At 71.5% G+C, this 17,696-nt stretch carries 21 protein-coding genes; 20 read left to right on the top strand and 1 reads right to left on the bottom strand.

Annotated features, from left to right (window positions below):
* The first annotated feature begins 39 nt into the window (after positions 1-39).
* From OHB41_RS50095 to OHB41_RS50015, 17 genes are all read left to right on the top strand, one after another.
* Complete coding sequence (locus tag OHB41_RS50095) at positions 40-369, top strand: hypothetical protein (protein WP_266709158.1); 330 nt, start codon at positions 40-42, stop codon at positions 367-369.
* 166 nt (positions 370-535) lie between these two features.
* Positions 536-2,059, top strand: a complete 1,524-nt coding sequence (locus OHB41_RS50090; RefSeq protein ID WP_266709156.1) for a ParB/RepB/Spo0J family partition protein — start codon at positions 536-538, stop codon at positions 2,057-2,059.
* Between the two features lie 80 nt (positions 2,060-2,139).
* Complete coding sequence (locus tag OHB41_RS50085) at positions 2,140-2,466, top strand: hypothetical protein (protein ID WP_266709154.1); 327 nt, start codon at positions 2,140-2,142, stop codon at positions 2,464-2,466.
* 116 nt (positions 2,467-2,582) lie between these two features.
* Positions 2,583-2,957 carry a hypothetical protein gene (locus OHB41_RS50080; protein WP_266709152.1) on the top strand — a complete coding sequence of 125 codons (375 nt, stop codon included), beginning with the start codon at positions 2,583-2,585 and terminating at the stop codon, positions 2,955-2,957.
* A gap of 175 nt (positions 2,958-3,132) precedes the next feature.
* Entirely contained in the window at positions 3,133-3,645 is a 513-nt protein-coding gene (locus OHB41_RS50075) for a hypothetical protein (protein ID WP_266709150.1), read from the top strand.
* Positions 3,642-4,574: a hypothetical protein gene (locus OHB41_RS50070; RefSeq protein WP_266709148.1), complete on the top strand. Its 933-nt coding sequence runs from the start codon at positions 3,642-3,644 to the stop codon at positions 4,572-4,574. The genes OHB41_RS50075 and OHB41_RS50070 overlap by 4 nt, the downstream gene beginning before the upstream one ends.
* Before the next feature lie 151 nt (positions 4,575-4,725).
* Positions 4,726-5,118, top strand: a complete 393-nt coding sequence (locus tag OHB41_RS50065; protein WP_266709146.1) for a hypothetical protein — start codon at positions 4,726-4,728, stop codon at positions 5,116-5,118.
* Between the two features lie 161 nt (positions 5,119-5,279).
* Complete coding sequence (locus OHB41_RS50060; RefSeq protein WP_266709145.1) at positions 5,280-5,600, top strand: hypothetical protein; 321 nt, start codon at positions 5,280-5,282, stop codon at positions 5,598-5,600.
* Positions 5,601-5,665: 65 nt separating this feature from the next.
* A complete protein-coding gene (locus tag OHB41_RS50055) occupies positions 5,666-6,124 on the top strand; it encodes a hypothetical protein (RefSeq protein WP_266709143.1) in 459 nt (152 codons plus the stop codon).
* Positions 6,125-6,254: 130 nt separating this feature from the next.
* The gene (locus OHB41_RS50050) at positions 6,255-6,536 is read left to right on the top strand and encodes a hypothetical protein (protein WP_266709141.1); all 282 of its coding nucleotides are present in this window, start codon (positions 6,255-6,257) and stop codon (positions 6,534-6,536) included.
* 183 nt (positions 6,537-6,719) lie between these two features.
* Positions 6,720-7,820: a phosphoadenosine phosphosulfate reductase domain-containing protein gene (locus OHB41_RS50045; RefSeq protein ID WP_266709139.1), complete on the top strand. Its 1,101-nt coding sequence runs from the start codon at positions 6,720-6,722 to the stop codon at positions 7,818-7,820.
* Positions 7,821-8,105: 285 nt separating this feature from the next.
* The gene (locus OHB41_RS50040; protein ID WP_266709137.1) at positions 8,106-8,918 is read left to right on the top strand and encodes a hypothetical protein; all 813 of its coding nucleotides are present in this window, start codon (positions 8,106-8,108) and stop codon (positions 8,916-8,918) included.
* 44 nt (positions 8,919-8,962) lie between these two features.
* Positions 8,963-9,472: a single-stranded DNA-binding protein gene (locus OHB41_RS50035; protein WP_266709135.1), complete on the top strand. Its 510-nt coding sequence runs from the start codon at positions 8,963-8,965 to the stop codon at positions 9,470-9,472.
* Positions 9,473-9,536: 64 nt separating this feature from the next.
* Complete coding sequence (locus OHB41_RS50030) at positions 9,537-10,373, top strand: DNA-processing protein DprA (protein WP_266709133.1); 837 nt, start codon at positions 9,537-9,539, stop codon at positions 10,371-10,373.
* A gap of 75 nt (positions 10,374-10,448) precedes the next feature.
* Positions 10,449-11,003, top strand: coding sequence for a hypothetical protein (locus OHB41_RS50025; RefSeq protein ID WP_266709131.1), 555 nt, complete (start codon positions 10,449-10,451; stop codon positions 11,001-11,003).
* Positions 11,004-11,013: 10 nt separating this feature from the next.
* Positions 11,014-12,240: a hypothetical protein gene (locus OHB41_RS50020; protein WP_266709129.1), complete on the top strand. Its 1,227-nt coding sequence runs from the start codon at positions 11,014-11,016 to the stop codon at positions 12,238-12,240.
* Positions 12,241-12,288: 48 nt separating this feature from the next.
* Positions 12,289-12,972 carry a hypothetical protein gene (locus tag OHB41_RS50015; protein WP_266709127.1) on the top strand — a complete coding sequence of 228 codons (684 nt, stop codon included), beginning with the start codon at positions 12,289-12,291 and terminating at the stop codon, positions 12,970-12,972.
* A gap of 117 nt (positions 12,973-13,089) precedes the next feature.
* On the opposite strand, the gene OHB41_RS50010 is transcribed toward OHB41_RS50015, so the two are convergent.
* Positions 13,090-13,368 (bottom strand): helix-turn-helix domain-containing protein, encoded by a 279-nt coding sequence (locus OHB41_RS50010; RefSeq protein ID WP_266709125.1) that lies wholly within the window; start codon positions 13,366-13,368, stop codon positions 13,090-13,092.
* 231 nt (positions 13,369-13,599) lie between these two features.
* Here OHB41_RS50010 and OHB41_RS50005 point away from each other — a divergent pair, with 231 nt between their 5' ends.
* The 3 genes from OHB41_RS50005 (at position 13,600) to OHB41_RS49995 (ending at position 17,531) form a co-directional block, all read left to right on the top strand.
* Positions 13,600-13,824 carry a hypothetical protein gene (locus tag OHB41_RS50005; protein WP_266709123.1) on the top strand — a complete coding sequence of 75 codons (225 nt, stop codon included), beginning with the start codon at positions 13,600-13,602 and terminating at the stop codon, positions 13,822-13,824.
* A gap of 58 nt (positions 13,825-13,882) precedes the next feature.
* Complete coding sequence (locus OHB41_RS50000) at positions 13,883-14,623, top strand: hypothetical protein (RefSeq protein ID WP_266709121.1); 741 nt, start codon at positions 13,883-13,885, stop codon at positions 14,621-14,623.
* A 193-nt stretch (positions 14,624-14,816) separates the two neighbouring features.
* Positions 14,817-17,531: a hypothetical protein gene (locus OHB41_RS49995; protein WP_266709119.1), complete on the top strand. Its 2,715-nt coding sequence runs from the start codon at positions 14,817-14,819 to the stop codon at positions 17,529-17,531.
* Positions 17,532-17,696: the final 165 nt, after the last annotated feature.

The raw sequence follows: 17,696 nt of genomic DNA, 5'->3' as shown, positions 1-17,696 counted from the left end.
ACGGAAGCAGCCCGCCGCCGAGCAGACCCAGGAGTTTTCATGTCCGAGCACTCGGTGTACGCCGTCTTCGGTGTGACCATCGAACCGCCCGAGACCTATCGGGTCCTCGACTCGGCCCTTGCCGCCCAGAGGCCGGCGGCCGAACTCCCGGAGTCGGAGCAGGCACGCCTCGATCTGTTCATGGTCGGCGACAGCGCTCACGTCATCCTGGGGACCAGCAGCAAGACGCTGGAGCCCTGCGAACTCCTGTCCGCGTCCAACCTTGTGGCCCACCCGGCCGACAGGAAGGCACTGCGGCACATGGTCGAGGAGCTGCGGCTGACCGTCCTGACCGGACCGGACTGGCTGCTCGTCCACGACCTGGACTGAGCACCTCTGGCGCAGTTCCGGAATTCCCCTCCAGGCTCCGGCCATATAACCGCAGGTCAAAGGGGGGCTAGCCGCATCCCCAAGGCCATCTATTATGGATGTTGTCACCGGGTGTTCGACGCCCCGCCGCCATCGCAGACGCGGTTCCTGACAAGGAGAGATCCCCATGAGCACGACGCTTTCCCCCGCCCCGGACACCTCCGTCCCGCAGCAGGAAGAGGACAACCCGAGCATCGAACTGCTGGACGCCTCCCGGCTCGTGCGGGACGAGCACAACGCCCGAGAGCACGACACCGAGCCGGACCAGAAGCTGATCACCTCCGTCAAGGAACTCGGCGTCGAGGAGCCCATCAGCGTCCGCCCCCTGCCGGACGGCACCTACGGAGTGTTCAAGGGCTGGCGGCGCGCGCAGGCCGCTCAGATCGCCAACGAGACCGCCGGGCAGGACGGCCGCCCCGTCCGCACGGTCAAGGCGTTCGTCCGTACCGACCTGGTGGGCAGGGACGGGTACACCCGCTTCCTGTCCCTGGTGGAGAACGACCACCGCCAGGAGATGGACGCCCGCGACACCCTCAAGGCCCAGGAACTGTCCCTCGTCGGCATGGACGAGGTGGACCAGGCCAGGGCCGCGAAGGCGATGGGCCTCAAGCGCGGAGCGGTCAAGCACCTGCGCACCGCCCAGAGGCTCGATGACGCGACGCTGCGGCAGGCCACGGCCGGTGGCATGGACCTGGAGCAGACCGCCCAGCTCACCGAGGTCGAAGGCATCCCCAACGCCACACAGCGGCTCCTCAAGGCTCTCGCGAAGGACCAGGAAGAGGGCCGGGGCGGGCGCGGCCACTGGGACCAGGTGTTCGCCCTTCTCACCGAAGAGAAAGCCAACACCAAGGCCCGCGCGGACGCCTTCACCGCCCTCAAGAAGTCCGGCGTCACCCTGGCCTCCGACCTCTCCTACGACCAGAAGCAGACGGTCAAGGCACTGACCGACCTCACCACCGGGCTCGGGGCCCCGATCACCGCCGACAAGCACCACGGCTGCCCCGGCCACTGCGCCACCCTGAACGAGGACAACCAGCCCGTCTGGTATTGCGCCGACCCGGCAGCCCACGGCCACAAGGCCCGCAAGCAGCCCAAGCCGCGCCTCAGCGCCGAGGAAGCGGAGCAGGCGGCCCAGAAGTCGGCCGAGCGCGCGCGGGTGGTGGCCTGCAACCGGGCGTGGAAGGCCGCAGCCGGGCCCCGCCAGCAGTTCATCAGCCGCCTGGTGAAGGGCAAGTCCCTGCCCGAAGAGGCCCGCATCTTCGCTCAGACGGTGCTGCTGGAGCTGCCCGAGTTCTACGGCAAGTGGGCGAGCAAGCGGGACAGCACCGACGTGGCCCGCTTCCTGGGGGCCAAGGAAGGCGAGGAGACCACGGCGGCGGAACTGGCCGCCGCCCTGCCGAAGGCCAAGTTCGCGAACGTGCTGTTCGCGCAGGTCGCCGCCGCGTTCGAGGCCGACATCCAGGACCCGAAGTCCTACGACATGGTCCGCTACCGGGCCTCCTACCTCTGGGAAGCCCCGAGCGCCCGGCAGGCCGCGTACCTGCTGCTCCTCGAATCGCTCGGGCAGGCCGACAACGGCAGCTACGCCCTCTCCGAGGTCGAGGAGCAGGCCGTCTCCGCGCACCGGCCGAAGGCGCCCGACGCCGCCTGACCCCTCACGCACCACGGCCGGGGCACACCGTGCCCCGGCCCCCCACCCTCGAATCCGACCCACCGCTACGGGAGTTCGTCATGCCGTCGCCCACCCCCGCCGACCCCCGGCAGCCCGCCGCCCGGCTCGACTCGCCGCTCACGCTCGATGTCCTGCGCTTCCTGATGCGCAACGACTGGTCGCGCCTGCCCGGGAAGACGCTGGTCGTCCTCTCGCTGGACGCCGAAGGCAACGGCTTCTCACCGCTCAGCACCTTCAGTCACCAGCGCTACTCCCCCGTCCACGACCTCAGGGGCGAGATCTATCCGCTGCACAGCGCACTCGCCAAGGACAAGAAGCTGCGCGCGCTGTACCCCGAGATCCCCGACGACGCCGTCGCCGCGCTCGTCCTCTACCCGCTCGGCTAACCGGCCCGCGCCGCCCCGGCGAGTACCGCCACTCGCCGGGGCCCGGCCGCAATCGAGCCTCTGAGTCCCCGGGCAGACCCGTGCCCGGTCAACCCTGCAACACGAGAGGAACACCCATGCTCACCACCCCCGAGGTCCGCGACCACATCAGCGAACTGACGGATGTCGGCGCCCTGCTCAGCGTGCAGGCAGCCGCCACCGCGCGGCTCCTCCAGCTGGACACGCCGGAGCGGCCCGCCATCACCACCGGCCGGACGGTCACGATCGAGTCCACGATCAGCAGGCCCTGCCTGCGCTACCTGACCGGCACCGTCCAGCAGCCCAACCGCACCGGCAGCCGCTTCGACATCTACCTCGACGCGGCATCCACCAAGCGCCTGCGCAGCGACCAGACGAACCGCTGGTACAAGATCCCCGATGACGCGGAGCGGTTCCGCCTCAAGGCCGTGCCGGTGGGCTGCCTCAAGCTCACCGACGCCACCGAGTCCTAGAACTCCGCCTTCCCCGGGGGCAGCCCTCCGCTGCCCCCGGCGCTGCGCCAGCCCCGGCGCCGCCGACGCCCGCGCGGCGCCGGGGCTGATCCACAGGAAACACGGCCGCGCCGCTCACGACGCCCCGCTCCGTACACCGCCCCGGTCCGCACACCACTTGAAGGGAACAACCCCGATGCGTGTCCACCTGCACTGCGCCGAGCGTGACTTCCTGCTCGGTTGCTTCGAGTTGCGCACCCCGCCCGTGCGAGGAGGCCCCGCACTGCTCGCCGCCGTGCAGTCCGCCGGCCTGGTCCGCGAGCACTGCTTTGTCGAGATGGACGACGAGATGGTGGAGGCCGCCTCCTACCTGTTCCGCTTCGCTTCTCTGCGCAGCGGCCTCTACCGCGCCTTCTCCCGCAACTTCGACGTCGCCAACATCCTCCGCCCTCGCCAGCAGACGCCGCGCGAGCGCCTGCGCGCCGCCCTCGATGCGGGTGCCGAGATCCGCGAGGTCCGCAGCTTCCAGCTCGCCGCGTACAAGCCGCGGCGCGAGGGAGACCGCAACCCGTGGGTTGTCCACGACCCCGGCGTGCGCCGGAGCTTCCGGCTGCCGGACGGCGACGTCCACCCCGTGTGGCCGCTCCAGCCCACCTCCCCCGAGCCCTCCGGGGCGCACGATCCGCTCTCGGACAAGGAACTGCCGTGATCATTGAAGCACTCGACCCCCTTGATGCCGACTCGGTCATCCGCACGGCAGTGGCGCTCTGGGAGGACCGGGAGGGCGAGGCCCTGTCGTCTGAACAGGTCGGCGCCGTGCTCCGGGCCAGCCAGGCGATCGCCACGACCGACGCGGGCACCGTGCTGACGCCCTTCCCCGCCCCGGTCGCCCGGGTCACGCTCACGCCGTCTCCCCAGGTGTGGCTGCTGCGCCGCTGGGACCGCCACGTCGACGAAGTGTCGGTCTGGACCGACGAGGACTCCGCCCATGAGGAGCTGGGCCGTCACGTGCGGGGCAACTGGCAGAGCTACGCCGGTCAGGGCGGCATGCCACAGGATGCACCAGGCGAGGACAGTGCAGCCGTGCGCCTGTACTACGCGGCGAGCGGCGGCGAGGAGGGGTACTGCGTCTACGCGGAGACCCCGTCGGGCACAGGCCGAGTGCGGACCGTGCCGCTCGACTACCGGTTCCCGACGGCGCAGCAGTGCCAGAGGGCCAACCAGGACGCCGTGTTCCATGCCGCGCGCGACGTCGACAACGGGAAGGCGTGTTCCGAGGTCGCCGGTGTCGTCACCTTCACCTACCTCGATCCTGCCCGCCGGGCTGTCGTGGTGTCCGTACACCTCGACACGGCCGCCGAACAGCTCGTGCGCCCGGACGGCACGGTGCCGCTGCACGTCATGGTCGAGGCCACCGTGGTCCTGGACGACAGCGCGGCAGGAGCACCGTGGGACCCGGTCCTGACCCGGCTGCTGGACGCCGCGACGGGCGCCCAGGACGAGGCGATCCGTGAGGCAGCGCACGCCGCCGGGCTCCTGTGGCGCTGCCCGACCTGCGAGTGGGACAACCCCCGCGCAGCGACGTCCTGCACCAACACGGAACCCTGCCGCCGCCCCAAGCCGAAAACGGCGCCGTGAACCGCCCGGCTCCGCCTGTCCCCGCAGAAGGGATAGTTGCGATGTCTGCACACCACCGCCCGCAGGGCGGTCAGAACGCCCGTGCTGCACGGCTGGGGACTACGGGCCCGCAGCGTGGCTGGCCGGCGCCGACCGTCCAGGGAGGCATCCGGTGACCGGCGTCCTCCTGATCAGCGACAGCGCGGGGGATGATCCGGCAGGCCTGGGCCTGTGCCGGGTTCCCGTACAGACGGCCACCGCTGCGCTGTTCACCTTCGACGAGTTCCGCAGCGCCGCGCTCGTCATCCTCGACGACCGCGTCTATCAGACGTTCACCGCACGGCGCATGCCCCGGCGACAGGATCTCGTCGTCGTCAACCCCCACCCCGACGATGCCACGGTATGGGCACGGGCCGTCGCGCTGGGCGCCACCCATGTCGTCGCCACGGGAGAAGGCTCCGGCTGGCTGCACCTGAAGATGCACGCGGCAACCGACTGCCAGTTCGCGGACTGGGAGTCCCTCCTGGGCCCCGGTCCTGACGGGCCCCCGCAGCCGGTCGGCTGATCCTTGGACGCAGGTCAGAGGGGGGTTGTCACATTTTCAATTCCATCTATTATGGAAGATGAAGAGCGAGGCACCCCCTCCCCTGCCTCCACTCCCCGTCCCGAATCGAAAGGCACCCTGTGCCAGCCATCGCCAACCCCCCGCAGACCGCAGCTCAGCGGATGACGCAGGCTCTCGCCCCACGGGGCGTCACCGCGCACATCGACGAGGACGCCGGTTCGTCCTGGCTCGTCATCAGCCTGGACGGCACCGACTTCCCCGCCGGTGGCACCCCGAAGCTTGTCGTCTTCGTCTACGACGCGAACGAGGCCTCGTCCTTCGTCGACCAGCCGATGGAGCACCGGGGCGGTTCCTGGCGCGTGACCTTCGACAACGGCACAAGCGAGCGCGATGTGTTCTACGGGCGGCGGGCCGACCCGGCGACCGCGACGGCCCTGTGCGCCGAGTTCATCGCCGAGTACCTCAGCGCCCCCTCCGACTGACCACACCTCCGCCGGGGCACCGCGCGCCCCGGCACCCCGCACTCGCACTCGAAGGGAGGCCTGCTGTGCAGACAGCGCTGTTCGACCTGTCCGCTCCTCAGGCGCCCGCTGCGCCCGCCCCGCGGCCTGGCCGGCGCGCACCCGTCCTGCTGGGGGAAGTCCCCGCCTCCAGCGTTCCGGCCGCGTACGACCGCGAGCACCTCTACAGCCCGAAGGAAGGCACCGCCGAACTGGTCGACCACCGGCCCGGTGACGCGTTCGCCCCGCTTCCCACAGCGCCGCGCGAGCCGAAGGCGTGGGGCACCTGGTGGAGATCCGAGGCGAGTGTGCCGACCCCGGACTTCCTGGGGCTGATTCCCGGCGATGGCATCACCGTCGTGGGCGCCACCACCGCGACCGTCGTGTCCACGTGCCGGTTCGGGGCGGTCGTCCAGTACGAGCTGCCCGCCTCGCCGTGGGCCACCGAGACACACGCCTCGATGTACGTGACCCGGCGCAACCAGTACGGCCACTGGTACCGCTGACCGCCGCCCGGCCCCGCGCGCGCAAAGCCCGGCAGACGCCAGGCCCGCCAACACCCGAGACCGGGCCGCGCAGCCCTGATCCCTGTCCGGCCGTCCCCTGCACGCCGGCCGTCCCAGCGAAGGAGTCCACGTGAAAGTCACCCTGGTCATGGAGCACACCCGGATCAGCTTTGACGCCCCACCGCCGGACCTACCGGTCATTCCCGGCGCATCCTTCGAACTACCGCTGAACGGCTACGCCGTGAGCGCGCAGGTCGAAGAGGTCGTCCTCTCCTACTCGGTGTCCCAGATCGTCCTGGCGAGCCCGGCCCCCAGAGGCCGAAGCTTCCGGGACGTCGCGGCCGACCTCGCACGGACCGACTACGCCAGCAACGTCACGGCGGAGGACCTGGACGACGACGGAGCCGACTGACTGGCATCCCCGGCGGGGGCGGACGGAGCGAACTCCCCGCTCCCCCGCATCCCACTGCTCAAAGCCCCGGGCGGACAGCCAGCCCGCAACCGGTTCGGCCGCCGGAGCCGCTGACCGCCGCCCGGCCCCGTGCACGCCCCGCCCCACCCTCCCCCAAGCCCGCCAGATGCCCGAGGACATGCGATGCAGTCCCACACTCTGTTGGATCTCTCCCCCCTCACGACCCAATCGCCCGCACCCATGACCGCCGCGCCGGCCGCCCCGAAGGCGCGGCGGAAGCGGAAGCGGACGGTGCACGCGTCCGTTCCGTTGGCTCCGCGGACGACCGTGCCCGACGAGCTGATCCGGGACGCCGACTGGATCGTCGTCTCCAGCTCGGGTGGCAAGGACAGTCAGGCGATGCTCTCCTACGTCGTCCAGCGGGCGAGGGCCCTGGGGATGCTGGACAAGGTCGTCGTCGTCCATGCGGACCTGGGCCGGGCGGAGTGGGACGGTACCCGCGAACTCGCCGAGCTCCAGGCGCGCCTGTGCGGGGTCCGGCGGTTCGAGGTGGTCCGCGCTCCTGGTGCCGATCTCCTCGACCGCGTCGAGATCCGCTACGGCAAGCTCAAGGCGAAGGCGGAGAAGGAGGCCCGCGAGGCGGGCGAGGACCCGGCGCAGGTGAAGGTGCCTCCGGCCTGGCCGTCGAGTTCGGCCCGGTGGTGCACCAGCGACGTGAAGCGGGGGCCGATCCGGACCCTCTACACGCGGCTCACCGGCGAACTCGCGCATCTGGGGCGTCCCGTGCGCATCCTGGCGTGCATCGGGCAGCGTGCCGCCGAGAGCGACCAGCGGGCGAAGCTCGCCCCCGTGGAGATCGACCGTGGGGCGAGCAACGGCAAGCGGCACATCACCACCTGGCGGCCCATGCACGCGTGGAGCGACCGCAAGGTGTGGCGCGCGATCGCCCGTTCCCGTCTGCCGTACCACCCGGCCTACGACTGGGGAAACCGGCGCCTGAGCTGCGTGTTGTGTGTCCTGGGGTGCAACAACGACCTCGTGAACGGTGCGCGGCGCGTGCCGGAGCTCGCGGCCGCGTATGCGAGGACGGAGGTCACGGTCGGGGCCGGCTTCAAGAAGGGCTTGTCGATGGCGGAGATCATCCGTCGCGCTCGGGTCCTCGACGAGCTGGAGGGTCCTGCGGCGCGGCCGCCGGCGGGTACGGCGATGGCCGGGCATGTCGGGCGCGCGCAGACCAACAAGTACCGCAGTCGTCAGGCCGTGCTGTACGGCCTGACCGCCTGATCATCCGTGCCGCTTCGATCGGCCCTGACTGTGGTGCTGTTGGGGTGTTTTCGCAGGTGGGAGGCAGGGTTCACATCCTCCCGTTTGAATCTATTATGAATCTATCGCTCCGCATCCCTCACCAGAGACGAGAATCCCGTGCAGCAGATCAGTATCTTCAGTCCGGCCATGAGCCTCGGTCCGGGCGGGCCGTCACAGGATCGGGTGGCCTCCCCTGCGCAGCGTGGGCGTGTTGACGTCCGGGACCTGGCGGAGCGCGTGTCGCGGGTCTGGCACGCGGAGCACATGCCGGACGGAATCCGCGTCCCGGTAGGAGTCGTCGCCTCGCTCGCCCAGCTCGCCGAAACCCCCGGGACCGGTGCGGCGCTCATGGCGCTGGCCCCGGAGACGCTGTGCCGCCTGCTGGAACGCGTGTGGGCGGTCCGCTGGATCGAGCAGCCCGAACTGGCAGCTTGGGCGGCCCCGTTGCACGAGTGGCTGATGATCCAGCCCTCCCCGCGTCAGGCCCGCTCCGTGGCCGCGGTGACGTACGCGGCGCTCGATGCCGGGCTACTGCGGCTGACCGGCGCCCAGGATGCCCAGGTGCGCCGGGAGGCCGACCCGCTCGGCGCGGTCCTGACGACCTTGCGCAGCAAGGGGGCCCGCCAGGCGAACGCCGAGGAGCACACCCCCTCCGAAGTCGCGGAGTTGCTGGCGCGGCTGACGCTGGGGCGGGACCCGCTCGCTTCGGGGTCGCTCTGCGAACCCACGGCCGGCACGGGCGGGCTGATCCGTGCGGCAGCGTCCGAGGCGGCGTGGGCCGGGCGCGATGTGCACGCCTTCGAGTGGGCGATGAACGACGTCGACCCGCTGGCGGCGGCCAGCTGTGCCTCCAACGCCTTCACCTGGGATCTGGGCCCGAACGTCCTGGTGGGCTGTGCGGATGTCCTGATCACGCCCGACTGGCCGTCGACCGCCCGCAAGGAGCGTGCGCAGATCCGTGCGCAGCACGCCAAGGAGGTAGCGGACGCCCGGGCGCTCGCAGGCCTGCGGCTCCTCATGGCGGGGCTGGCGCCGACGGTCGGGCAGGCCAGCCCGCCCTCAGGAGGGCGGGATTGACGCCCGTTCATTTGCATCTATTATGAGTAGTGGAGGTGTTGTTCATGCCCAAGGCGCCCACTGTCCCGTTCATCGGTACCGTCACCGGCTCCCCGGAGACCCGGTTCACCGACTCCGGCATCCCCGTCACCCGCTTCCGGCTCACGACCGTGCCGAGCGAATGGGACGCCCAGGCCCGCCAGTGGCGCGACGCAGCACCGATCCACTACATCTGCACCGCCTGGCGGGACCTGGCCCGCAACGCCGCCGAGTCCCTCGTCGACGGCGTGGAGGTCATCGTCCACGGCCGCATCACGGGCGCCCCCGACAGCAGCATCCTGGTCAGCGCCGACGAGATCGGCGTGAGCCTGCGCGCCCGGATCGCCTACACCGCCGCCAGTCTCCCGCCCCAGGCAGCCCAGGTGCACTCACCCCACGTCCCCGGTCCCCCGCAACCGGCCGTCCAACCCGCCGCCTCAGCCCCACAGCCCGCTCCCAGCCCCGGCCAGCCGCCGCGCTGGTGGGAGCAGAAGCGCGCCGAAGGCTGGCTCCACCCGACCGGCCGTCAGACGTAGACCACCGCCCGCCCCTCGCCCGGGCTCTCTCTCCACCCCTTCATCCGACCGACGGAGCTCCGCCATGCCCGCATCCGCCCTGTCCGAACGCGCCGCCCGCGCCGCGCTCTCCGCCCACTTCACCCCCGACCAGGTCGCCGCCGACCTCGCCCAGCACTCCCCAGCCGAAGTGTGGGAGCAGCGGGTCCGCTGCGACAACACCGGCCGCCTGTCCCATCTCCAGCCGGAAGCCGAGCTGTCCAACGCCCAGTTGTCGTGCCGCTTCCTCATCCCCACCGACCCGCAGTGGCCCGCCGCGCTCGCCGATCTCGGCCCCGCCTGTCCGCTGGGGCTGTGGGTCCGCGGACACGACCACCTGCCCCAGCTCACCACGAGCACGATCGTCGTAACCGGCAACCGCGCACCCAGCCCGGAGACCATCGCCCGCGCCCGGGAGTTCGCCGGAGCCATCTCCGAGTCCGGCCACACCGTCGCCGCGAGCCTCGCCTACGGCGTGGACGCCGCCGCCCACGAGGCCGCCCTGCTGAACGGGCCGACGCTCGCCGTCCTGCCCCGCGGCCTGGACCAGGCCCACCCCCACAACCACACTCCCCTCCTGAGGTCCATCACCAGCGACGGAGGCGCGGCCGTCAGCCTCTACCGCCCCGGCACCGTGGCCAGTGGCGCAACCCTCAAGGCCAGCGCCCACCTGCTTGCCGCCCTCGCCCGGGCGGTGATCCTCATCGAGGCCCTGGACCACTCCCAGGCGCTGCGCACCGCCGAGGCCGCCATCGCCCGCAAGCGGCGCCTGCTGGCCGTCCCCTCCGACGGCAGCCTCCACTCCGGCGGCAACGCCCACCTGCTCGACGAGGGCCTCGCCCTCTCCTGCCCCACCCCCTCCCACGCGCTCCTTCTCCTCTGATCCCCACGCCCCCCGATGCCGCCCGTGCCCGGACACTCCCCGATCCGGGCACGGGCCCCGCAAGAAGGACCCGCCGTGACCACGGACACCACCTGGAACCAGTACATCGACGCCACCGCCCGCATCCGCGAAGCCAACAACGCCCTGGCCCGCCTGATCGCCGACACCCTTACCGCGCAGTACGACGGAGCCGCCGCCTACCTGGTGCTCAACGAGGACGAATCCGCCGACTTCATGGGGCTCGTCAGCGTGCTCGACGTCGAAGGAGCCTGCCTCTTCGCCTTCGGCGACGACACCGCGACGCTGCCCCCGCTGCCGCCGGGCTCCCTCCTCGCCGACGCATGGGGCAGTCGCGACCCCGCCAAGCCCTGGACGGTGTGCACGGCCATTCAGGGCCTGTACCAGACGGGAGCGATCTTCGACCGGCTGCCTCTGGACCGCCTGCCGCTCGCCTCCGACTCCTCCACCGCAGCCAAGGAGCATTACTGCCTGCTGCTGTCCGCCGCCGCACGTCCCGACTTCTGGGACTTCGACGAGGCCGACATGGCCCGCCTGGTCCGGCCCTGCAGCGCACCCCGGCCCCCCGACCGCCGCCAGGCTCCGCTCCCCATACCGCCCGACCCCCGGTGAGGACCTCGTCATGCCGTCCGCGCGCACCGCCTACACGCTGGCCCTGCCGGGCCTCACCGCCACCGACGACATCGACACGGTCATCAACTGGGGCCTGGGCGCCGACTCGACGGCCTACCTCGCGAAGATGCTCACCGACCCGGCCGGCCACGGCATCGACCTGGACCGCACCGTCGTCCTCTACATGGCCACCGGCAGCGAGTGGCCCGAGACCCGCCTCCTGGCCGAGGAGTTCATGCTGCCGCTGCTGCGCGAGCACGGCGTCAGGTTCGTCCAGCTCGCCCGCAACGGCCACCTCGCCGCCGACGGCATCACCGTCCTCGACGACTCCCACCGCCCCGAACGCCTCCACGCCCGCGGCGCGTGGACGCTGTGGGAGGAGATGGAGTCCGTCGGCACCGTTCCCCAAGTGGCCGGCACCCGCAAATGCAGTCTCCGCGCGAAGGCCGACGTCGGAGACCGGTGGATCGGCGCCGTCATGGGCGGGCGCCCCTTCCGCCAGATCATCGGCTTCAACGCCGACGAAGCGTCGCGGAGCCTGAAGGACGAGGCCAACTCGAAGGTGCCCGGGCGCACCGGTGCCTTCCCTCTGATCGACTGGGGCTGGGGACGCCAGGCGTGCGAGGCCTACCTCTTGGAGCGGTTCGGGGTGCACTGGCCCAAGTCCTACTGCACGTTCTGCTGCTTCTCCGCGTCCATGGGGTCCCTGCCAGCGCACCTGGAACGGATGCGCGATCACCCGGAGATCGCCGGTGAGGTGCTGCGGCTGGAGTACACGGCGATGAGCCTCAACCCGAACGCGAAGCTGTACGGGAAGAAGAGCCTGCTGGAGCTCTTCGACCCCACCCAGGAACGGGACCGGGCCTGCCTGGAGGCCTTCGAGCGCGAGCTCGACATGCCCTGGGCCCTCTACCGCGTCCGGCGCCTGTTCCTGCTGTCCGCCGACGGCAAGAACCGCCCCGTCATGCGCTCCACCGAGCGCATCGACCTCGGCCGACCCCAGCAACTCGCCCAGAAACTGGCTCGCGTCTCCCAGCGGCACAGCCTCGACGTCGAACGCGACCACCAGTACGGACGGGCCCAAGCGTGGCTGCGCCCCCGCGGCGCGGCCCGGCCCATGGCTGAGGAACTCTTCACCACCGCCCCCGCCCGCGTGATCGACAAGCAGGACAAGAACTTCGAGAAAGAGTGGCGCGCCCACCTCGCGGACGCCTCCGCACAGCTCCCCCTCGCCTGACCGCCCCTCCTTCGCCCGCCGTCTTCGTCCGGAAGGACTTCCTCATGCGTGCCCGCATGCCCCCGCGCCCTGCCCGTCTCCGGTCTGGCCCGAGCCGTGCTGTACCTGGCAACACCCTCCGGGCCTGAGGTCCGGGCCGCCATGCAGGCCGGCCTGCTCGGCTGCATGACGACCCCGGCCCAGGGCAACCTGATCCCGCCCGGCACCCACTACGCCTGCGACAACGGCAAGTTCGGCAAGGGCTGGCCCGGCGCCGACGCCTGGTTCGCGTGGCTGAGGGCCACCGTCCAGCGCTACGGGCCCGACCTCTGCCTGTGGGCCGTGGCCCCCGATGTCCCCATGGACGCCGCGGCCACCCTCGCAGAATCCCTGCCCTGGCTGGGGAGCATCCGCTCGCTCGGGATCCCGGTCGCGTTCGCCGCTCAGGACGGCAGCGAAGAGGACGGCCTCATCCCCTGGGACGCGATCGATGTGCTGTTCCTCGCGGGCTCCACCGAGTGGAAAATCTCACCGGCCGCCCACCGACTGGCCCAGCAGGCCCGCGAGCGCGGCTTGGCCGTCCACATGGGCCGGGTCAACTCCCGCCGACGCCTGCGCATCGCGCAGGCCTTCGGCTGCACCACGGCCGACGGCACCTACCTCGCCTACGGCCCCGACACCAACCTCCCCCGCCTCCTGGCGTGGACGAGCGAACTCCACACCGCCCCCACCCTGTTCGGAGACCCGACATGACCACCCTGACCGCCACTGGCACATTCCTCTTGGACGGCCTCGCGCCGGTCCCCACCGCCGTGACGGCGAGCGGGCAGTCGGGCTCGAGGCGCCTCGACACCGGTCACGCGCGGCGGGTCACCTGGGGTTGGGATCGGCGATCAGGCTGTCCAGGTCGCGGAAAAGGTCCTCCACGTCAACGCCAAGGGCGTCAGCCAGGGCGAACACCTTGTCCACGGACACGTTGCGCCGGCCACCCTCGACGCCCACGTAGAAGACGCGGTTCATCCCGGCGGCCAGCGCCAGCTGCGCCTGAGACAGGCCCGCGCGACCGCGCAGCTCCTTCAACCGCCTGCCGAGGGCCTGTCGACGCGCCAGAACGGCGGGGTCGGCAGTGTCAGCGGGCTCGTTCGGCATGAGCAAACGGTAGCCGACACCAAGGGTGTCGCCTATACACGACACCGGGTGTAGCTTATAAGCGACACTCATCGCTGCTCCTCACGCTCCCGGCTCCATCTCGCTGGAGCCCCCATCGAGGGAGGACCCCTTGCCCAACCACACGAGCGCCACCGAACCGCGCCTCCGGCCGAGCACCTTCCCGAACCGCCGATCGGGGCGCATCGGGCGCAGGCCCGAGGCGGGCGCACCGTGACCGGCATCCTCTGCGCGCTCGCACTCCTCCTCTGGCTCGCCGGGATCGTCCTCCTCGCTGCCGTCGTCGAGGAACTGCTCGACGAGATTCCCCTGTTGCGCATGGCCGCCGACCAGATGCCCGCCGCCGTGACGCTGTTCCTCGCCGTCGTCATCGCTTTCTGGCCCGGCGCCGTCATCGCCAAGGTGCTCGACGCACTGGCCAACCCAAAACGTCCGTGAACCCCGTCAGCGGCGCCTCGCTCGCTCCCTGCAAGACGACTCGAACCGGAGGACCCCCATGGCTCCCTCACCCCTGAGCCACGACCACCGCGGCACGCTGGCCGCCCTGTTAGGCGACACCCCGGCGGCCCATGACAGCCTGGTCCACCAGCTGGCGCAGAACGTGCACGCCTGCATGGCCCACGACCACCCCGCCCTTCACTGCCTGAGCCTCAGCGTGTTCATGGGCGAGCAGATGGGGCCCGTCCTGCGCCGACTGCTGGACGCCGAGGCCGAGGTCGAGCGCCTCACCACGGAGGTCGACGGGCTCCGCCGGGCCGTCTCCGGCAGCGTCGGCGCCGCCGTGCGCAGCGTCCATCAGCGCGGACACGAGGTCCACCTGCCCCTGGAGTTACTGGAGTTCCTCACCGGCAGGGCCGAGACCGCCGCACTGGCCGATCCGGATGCTGTGCCCCGGGACGGCTTCGAGGTGGTCATCTCCAGCTCCGGCACCAGCCACACCGTTGCGGAGGAGGTCCGCTGCATGCGGTGCGGCGGCATCACCACGCAGGCCGGGTTCGACGGGCAGGGCTGGACCCTGGAGCGCCTGGACCGGATGGCCGACCGGCACCGGTGCCTGCCCAGGGTCAGCACCGATGACGCGCTGGACGAGATCCAGGACGACACCTGCGTCGAGTTCTGCAACGAGGACCCGAAGACGGCCTGCACCCTGTCCGGCCGCCGTCACGTGCACCCCGCCAGCCAGGGCGCCGGCTTCGGCCCGTGCCCCGTCCATCCCGACGCCCCCGGCGACCTCTGACCCAGCCCCGCACGCCCCCAGCGCCGAGACGCCGGGCCAGGGCCACCGACCGTGCCCCCACGGCCCGGCGTCACCCCGGCCCGGCAGCGCAGGTCGTTCCACCGCCGCCCCCTGCCTTCGCCCCGCCTGCCCGACGGCAGACCCGGCCACTCCCCGGCACACCAGAAGCCGGGCCAACACCCGGAGGACAGTTGTGACCGACTACCTTCCCGCTCCTCGCCAGACCAGCCCCGGCCCCGACCTGGAACCGGCCGCGGAGATCGCCCAGCTGACCGAGGAACTCTCCCGCCTCAGCTCCGAGGCGCAGCGGTTGACCGCCGGAGCCGAGCCCGCGACCGAGCCGGGCACCGGGCTCGTTCAGGCTTCCGGCCAGCAGGCTGTCGAGGCCAAGGCGAGCATGGTCCGCCAGCTCGCCCGGCTACAGCGTCTGCAAGACGACGTCGACCGGCGCACAAAGCGGCTCCGAGATCTGATGCAGGCGCAGCTGCACGCCGCCCACCGCGCGCTTCAGCCGCTGAAGGCACAGGCCGCGCGCATGCAGGAGGGGATCGAGGCGATCACCCTGTACCTCGGCATCGACGAGGGCATCGAGATGCTGCGGGACGGCGAACCCGCGGGGGCGGACACGCCGGTGGTGCTGCGGCAGATGGTCCTCAGCGCGGATCAGGAGTGCATGGTGGCCGCCGAGGACGGAGGCCTGGACGTCGAGGGCCTGGACGACTTCTTCGCCTGGCTGCTGGCCGACGGCCGGCACCTGGACCAGGTCCTGCCGGAGCCGAAGGGCATCGTGGCCCTGGTGCCCAGCCGTACCGAGCGCCGCTACGGCGCGGACCCCTGGTTCAACGCCGCGATGAAGAAGGCGAACGCCGCGACGTTCTTCCTGGTCCGCAACGGTGAGCGCCTCTACGTGGTGTTCAACGAACTCACGCTGCAGGGGCGGCTGTTCCCGGCCGCCGACGAGTTCGCCAGCCTGTTCCGTGACCACCAGGGGCGGCCGCTGGAGCCGGGCAGTCACCAGTGGAAGAAGGCCGAGGAGGCCGCGGACGCCACCCGGCGCCAGTACATGAAGGTCGGGCTGCTGCTCCAGGGGCTGGCCGACCGCACTACGGTTCTGCACCCCCACCCCGGGCAGGGGATGAACCTCCTCGACCAGGACGCCATCGATGACGGCCGGGTCGTCCTTGTTCCCGACGCCGAGGATGCCTACGCGCTCGGCGACGGAAGCGAGCGGTTCACCGACTGGCACAAGCGCGTCAACGCGCAGCTGCGACCCGGCATGCGGGTCATCGTGGCCAGCAGGAGCACGGCCTTCCGCGACCTGGCCTACGGCCGCGAGGACTACCGGCGCGGTCACTCCCGTCTCCACCCACCGACTGCGGACGCCCCCAGCCCCGACACGGTCCACACGATCGAGGAGCGCCGTCCGGACGGAGGCCTGGTGATCCGCTACGCCCGTGCGGACGAGGTGTGGACCGACCGGGGGCCGCGACCCGCGCGGGTCCGCGCCTCGTGCACGGTGCGCGCCGACGACTCCTTCCTCCTGGCCTACGACGCGGCCGATCCCGATCTGCTGCGCGCCTTCCTGCGTAACCGGGTCGACCGGGCGCACTACCTGGACATGGTGCCGGTGATCAATTCCGCTCTCGCCGCCAAGGTGCAGGAGCGGGCCGCGGAGGCGCCGTTTCGGCAGATGGCCGTCGGCATGCTGATGCAGGACGCCGGCGTACCGGTGGACGAGGCGGAGGATGCCGTCGTCGGCCTGGTCGACTGGTGGAAGTTCGCCAACCGGGTGCACCGCCCGCTGACCGGCCGCGGCGCTGAAGCCGACGCCAAGGCCGCCCGGGAGATCCTGGCCGAGTTCCACCGCCGCCTGCGCACCGACCACGGCCGCATCCCCGAGGAGGTGGTGGAGGCTGTGGCCGCCCGGCACTCCGAGGCGCTCCTGATCGCCCAGACGCACGCCGGTCACCTGGTCGTTCTCACCGCTGAGGACGACGGTCCGTACGTCACCGAGCACAGCTACACCCGCCGCGGTGTGCCGCGCTACAGCCGGGAGTGGGTCCTGCCCGGGGCGCGCCCCAACCGGTGGACGACGCTGCGCAGTACACCGCGGTGGGAGAACTGGGACCGGGGCGCCACCCTGGCGGAGCACCTGAGTGGCCCGGAGCGCGAGGCCCTCGCCGAGCAGGCCGCCCTGCTCGCCCGAGCGGAGTTCCCCGACCGCGAGGTCGCGGCCGTCACCCTCCAGGGCACGCACGCCGTCATCGCGTGGACGGTCAGCTCCTGGGGCCGGGCCGATGAGGAGCGCCCGGCCACCGGGCCGCTGGAACCCGTCACGGTCGAGGGCTACGGCTTCGACTGGCGCCGGGACCGGCGTCAGCAGCCGGTCGCCGGAGCGAGCAGGCCCTTCGGGCAGCGTGCCTGGGACCAGAAGGGAAGCCGCCGCCCCTGGGAGGCCTCATGGGGCCAGGTCGCCCATGTCCTGAGCGTGGACAGCGACCTCGTCGAGCGCGCCGACGCCGCCCACGCACGGCACCAGGCCGTGGCCCGCCGGCGCGACGCGATCCGGGAAGCCGCCCGCACCGCGTACCGGACCGCGGAGACCGTCTGGGACGAGCGCCAGGAGACGAAGGCCTACGACGCGTTCCTCGCCGAGTACGGGGAGCCGTCCCTGTGGGAAGGCCACCGCAAGACGATCAAGCTCGCACCGATGCCCGAGCCGCCCGGCCAGACCCCCGGCAGCTCCCGCGTGCTCGGGACGACTTGGTTCACCGCCCTCACCACGCTCATCGAGTCCGGCGCCAACCTGTCCGACTACACCCTCGGCCAGGCGCTGGAAGCTCGAGGGCTGACCGGCATACCCGCAGAGCTCCACGCCTTGCCCCTGCACCGGCCTCAAGGCCCCTGACGCCAGAGGCTCGTTCGCGATCCCCTCACGGGACTCGTGAACGAGCCCCTGGCCTCCTGCTCAGCGCTCGGCGCAGCGAGATGGCCTTCGAACTGCGTACCTGGCCGCGCTCAGGCGCGACCGCATCGGCCGCGCTGACTGGCGCCGCCCAGGAACCGCAAGACA

Origin of the sequence: Streptomyces sp. NBC_01571 (assembly GCF_026339875.1) — a bacterium.
Lineage (GTDB): Bacteria > Actinomycetota > Actinomycetes > Streptomycetales > Streptomycetaceae > Streptomyces.
This window is presented reverse-complemented; position numbering and strand designations above follow the sequence as displayed.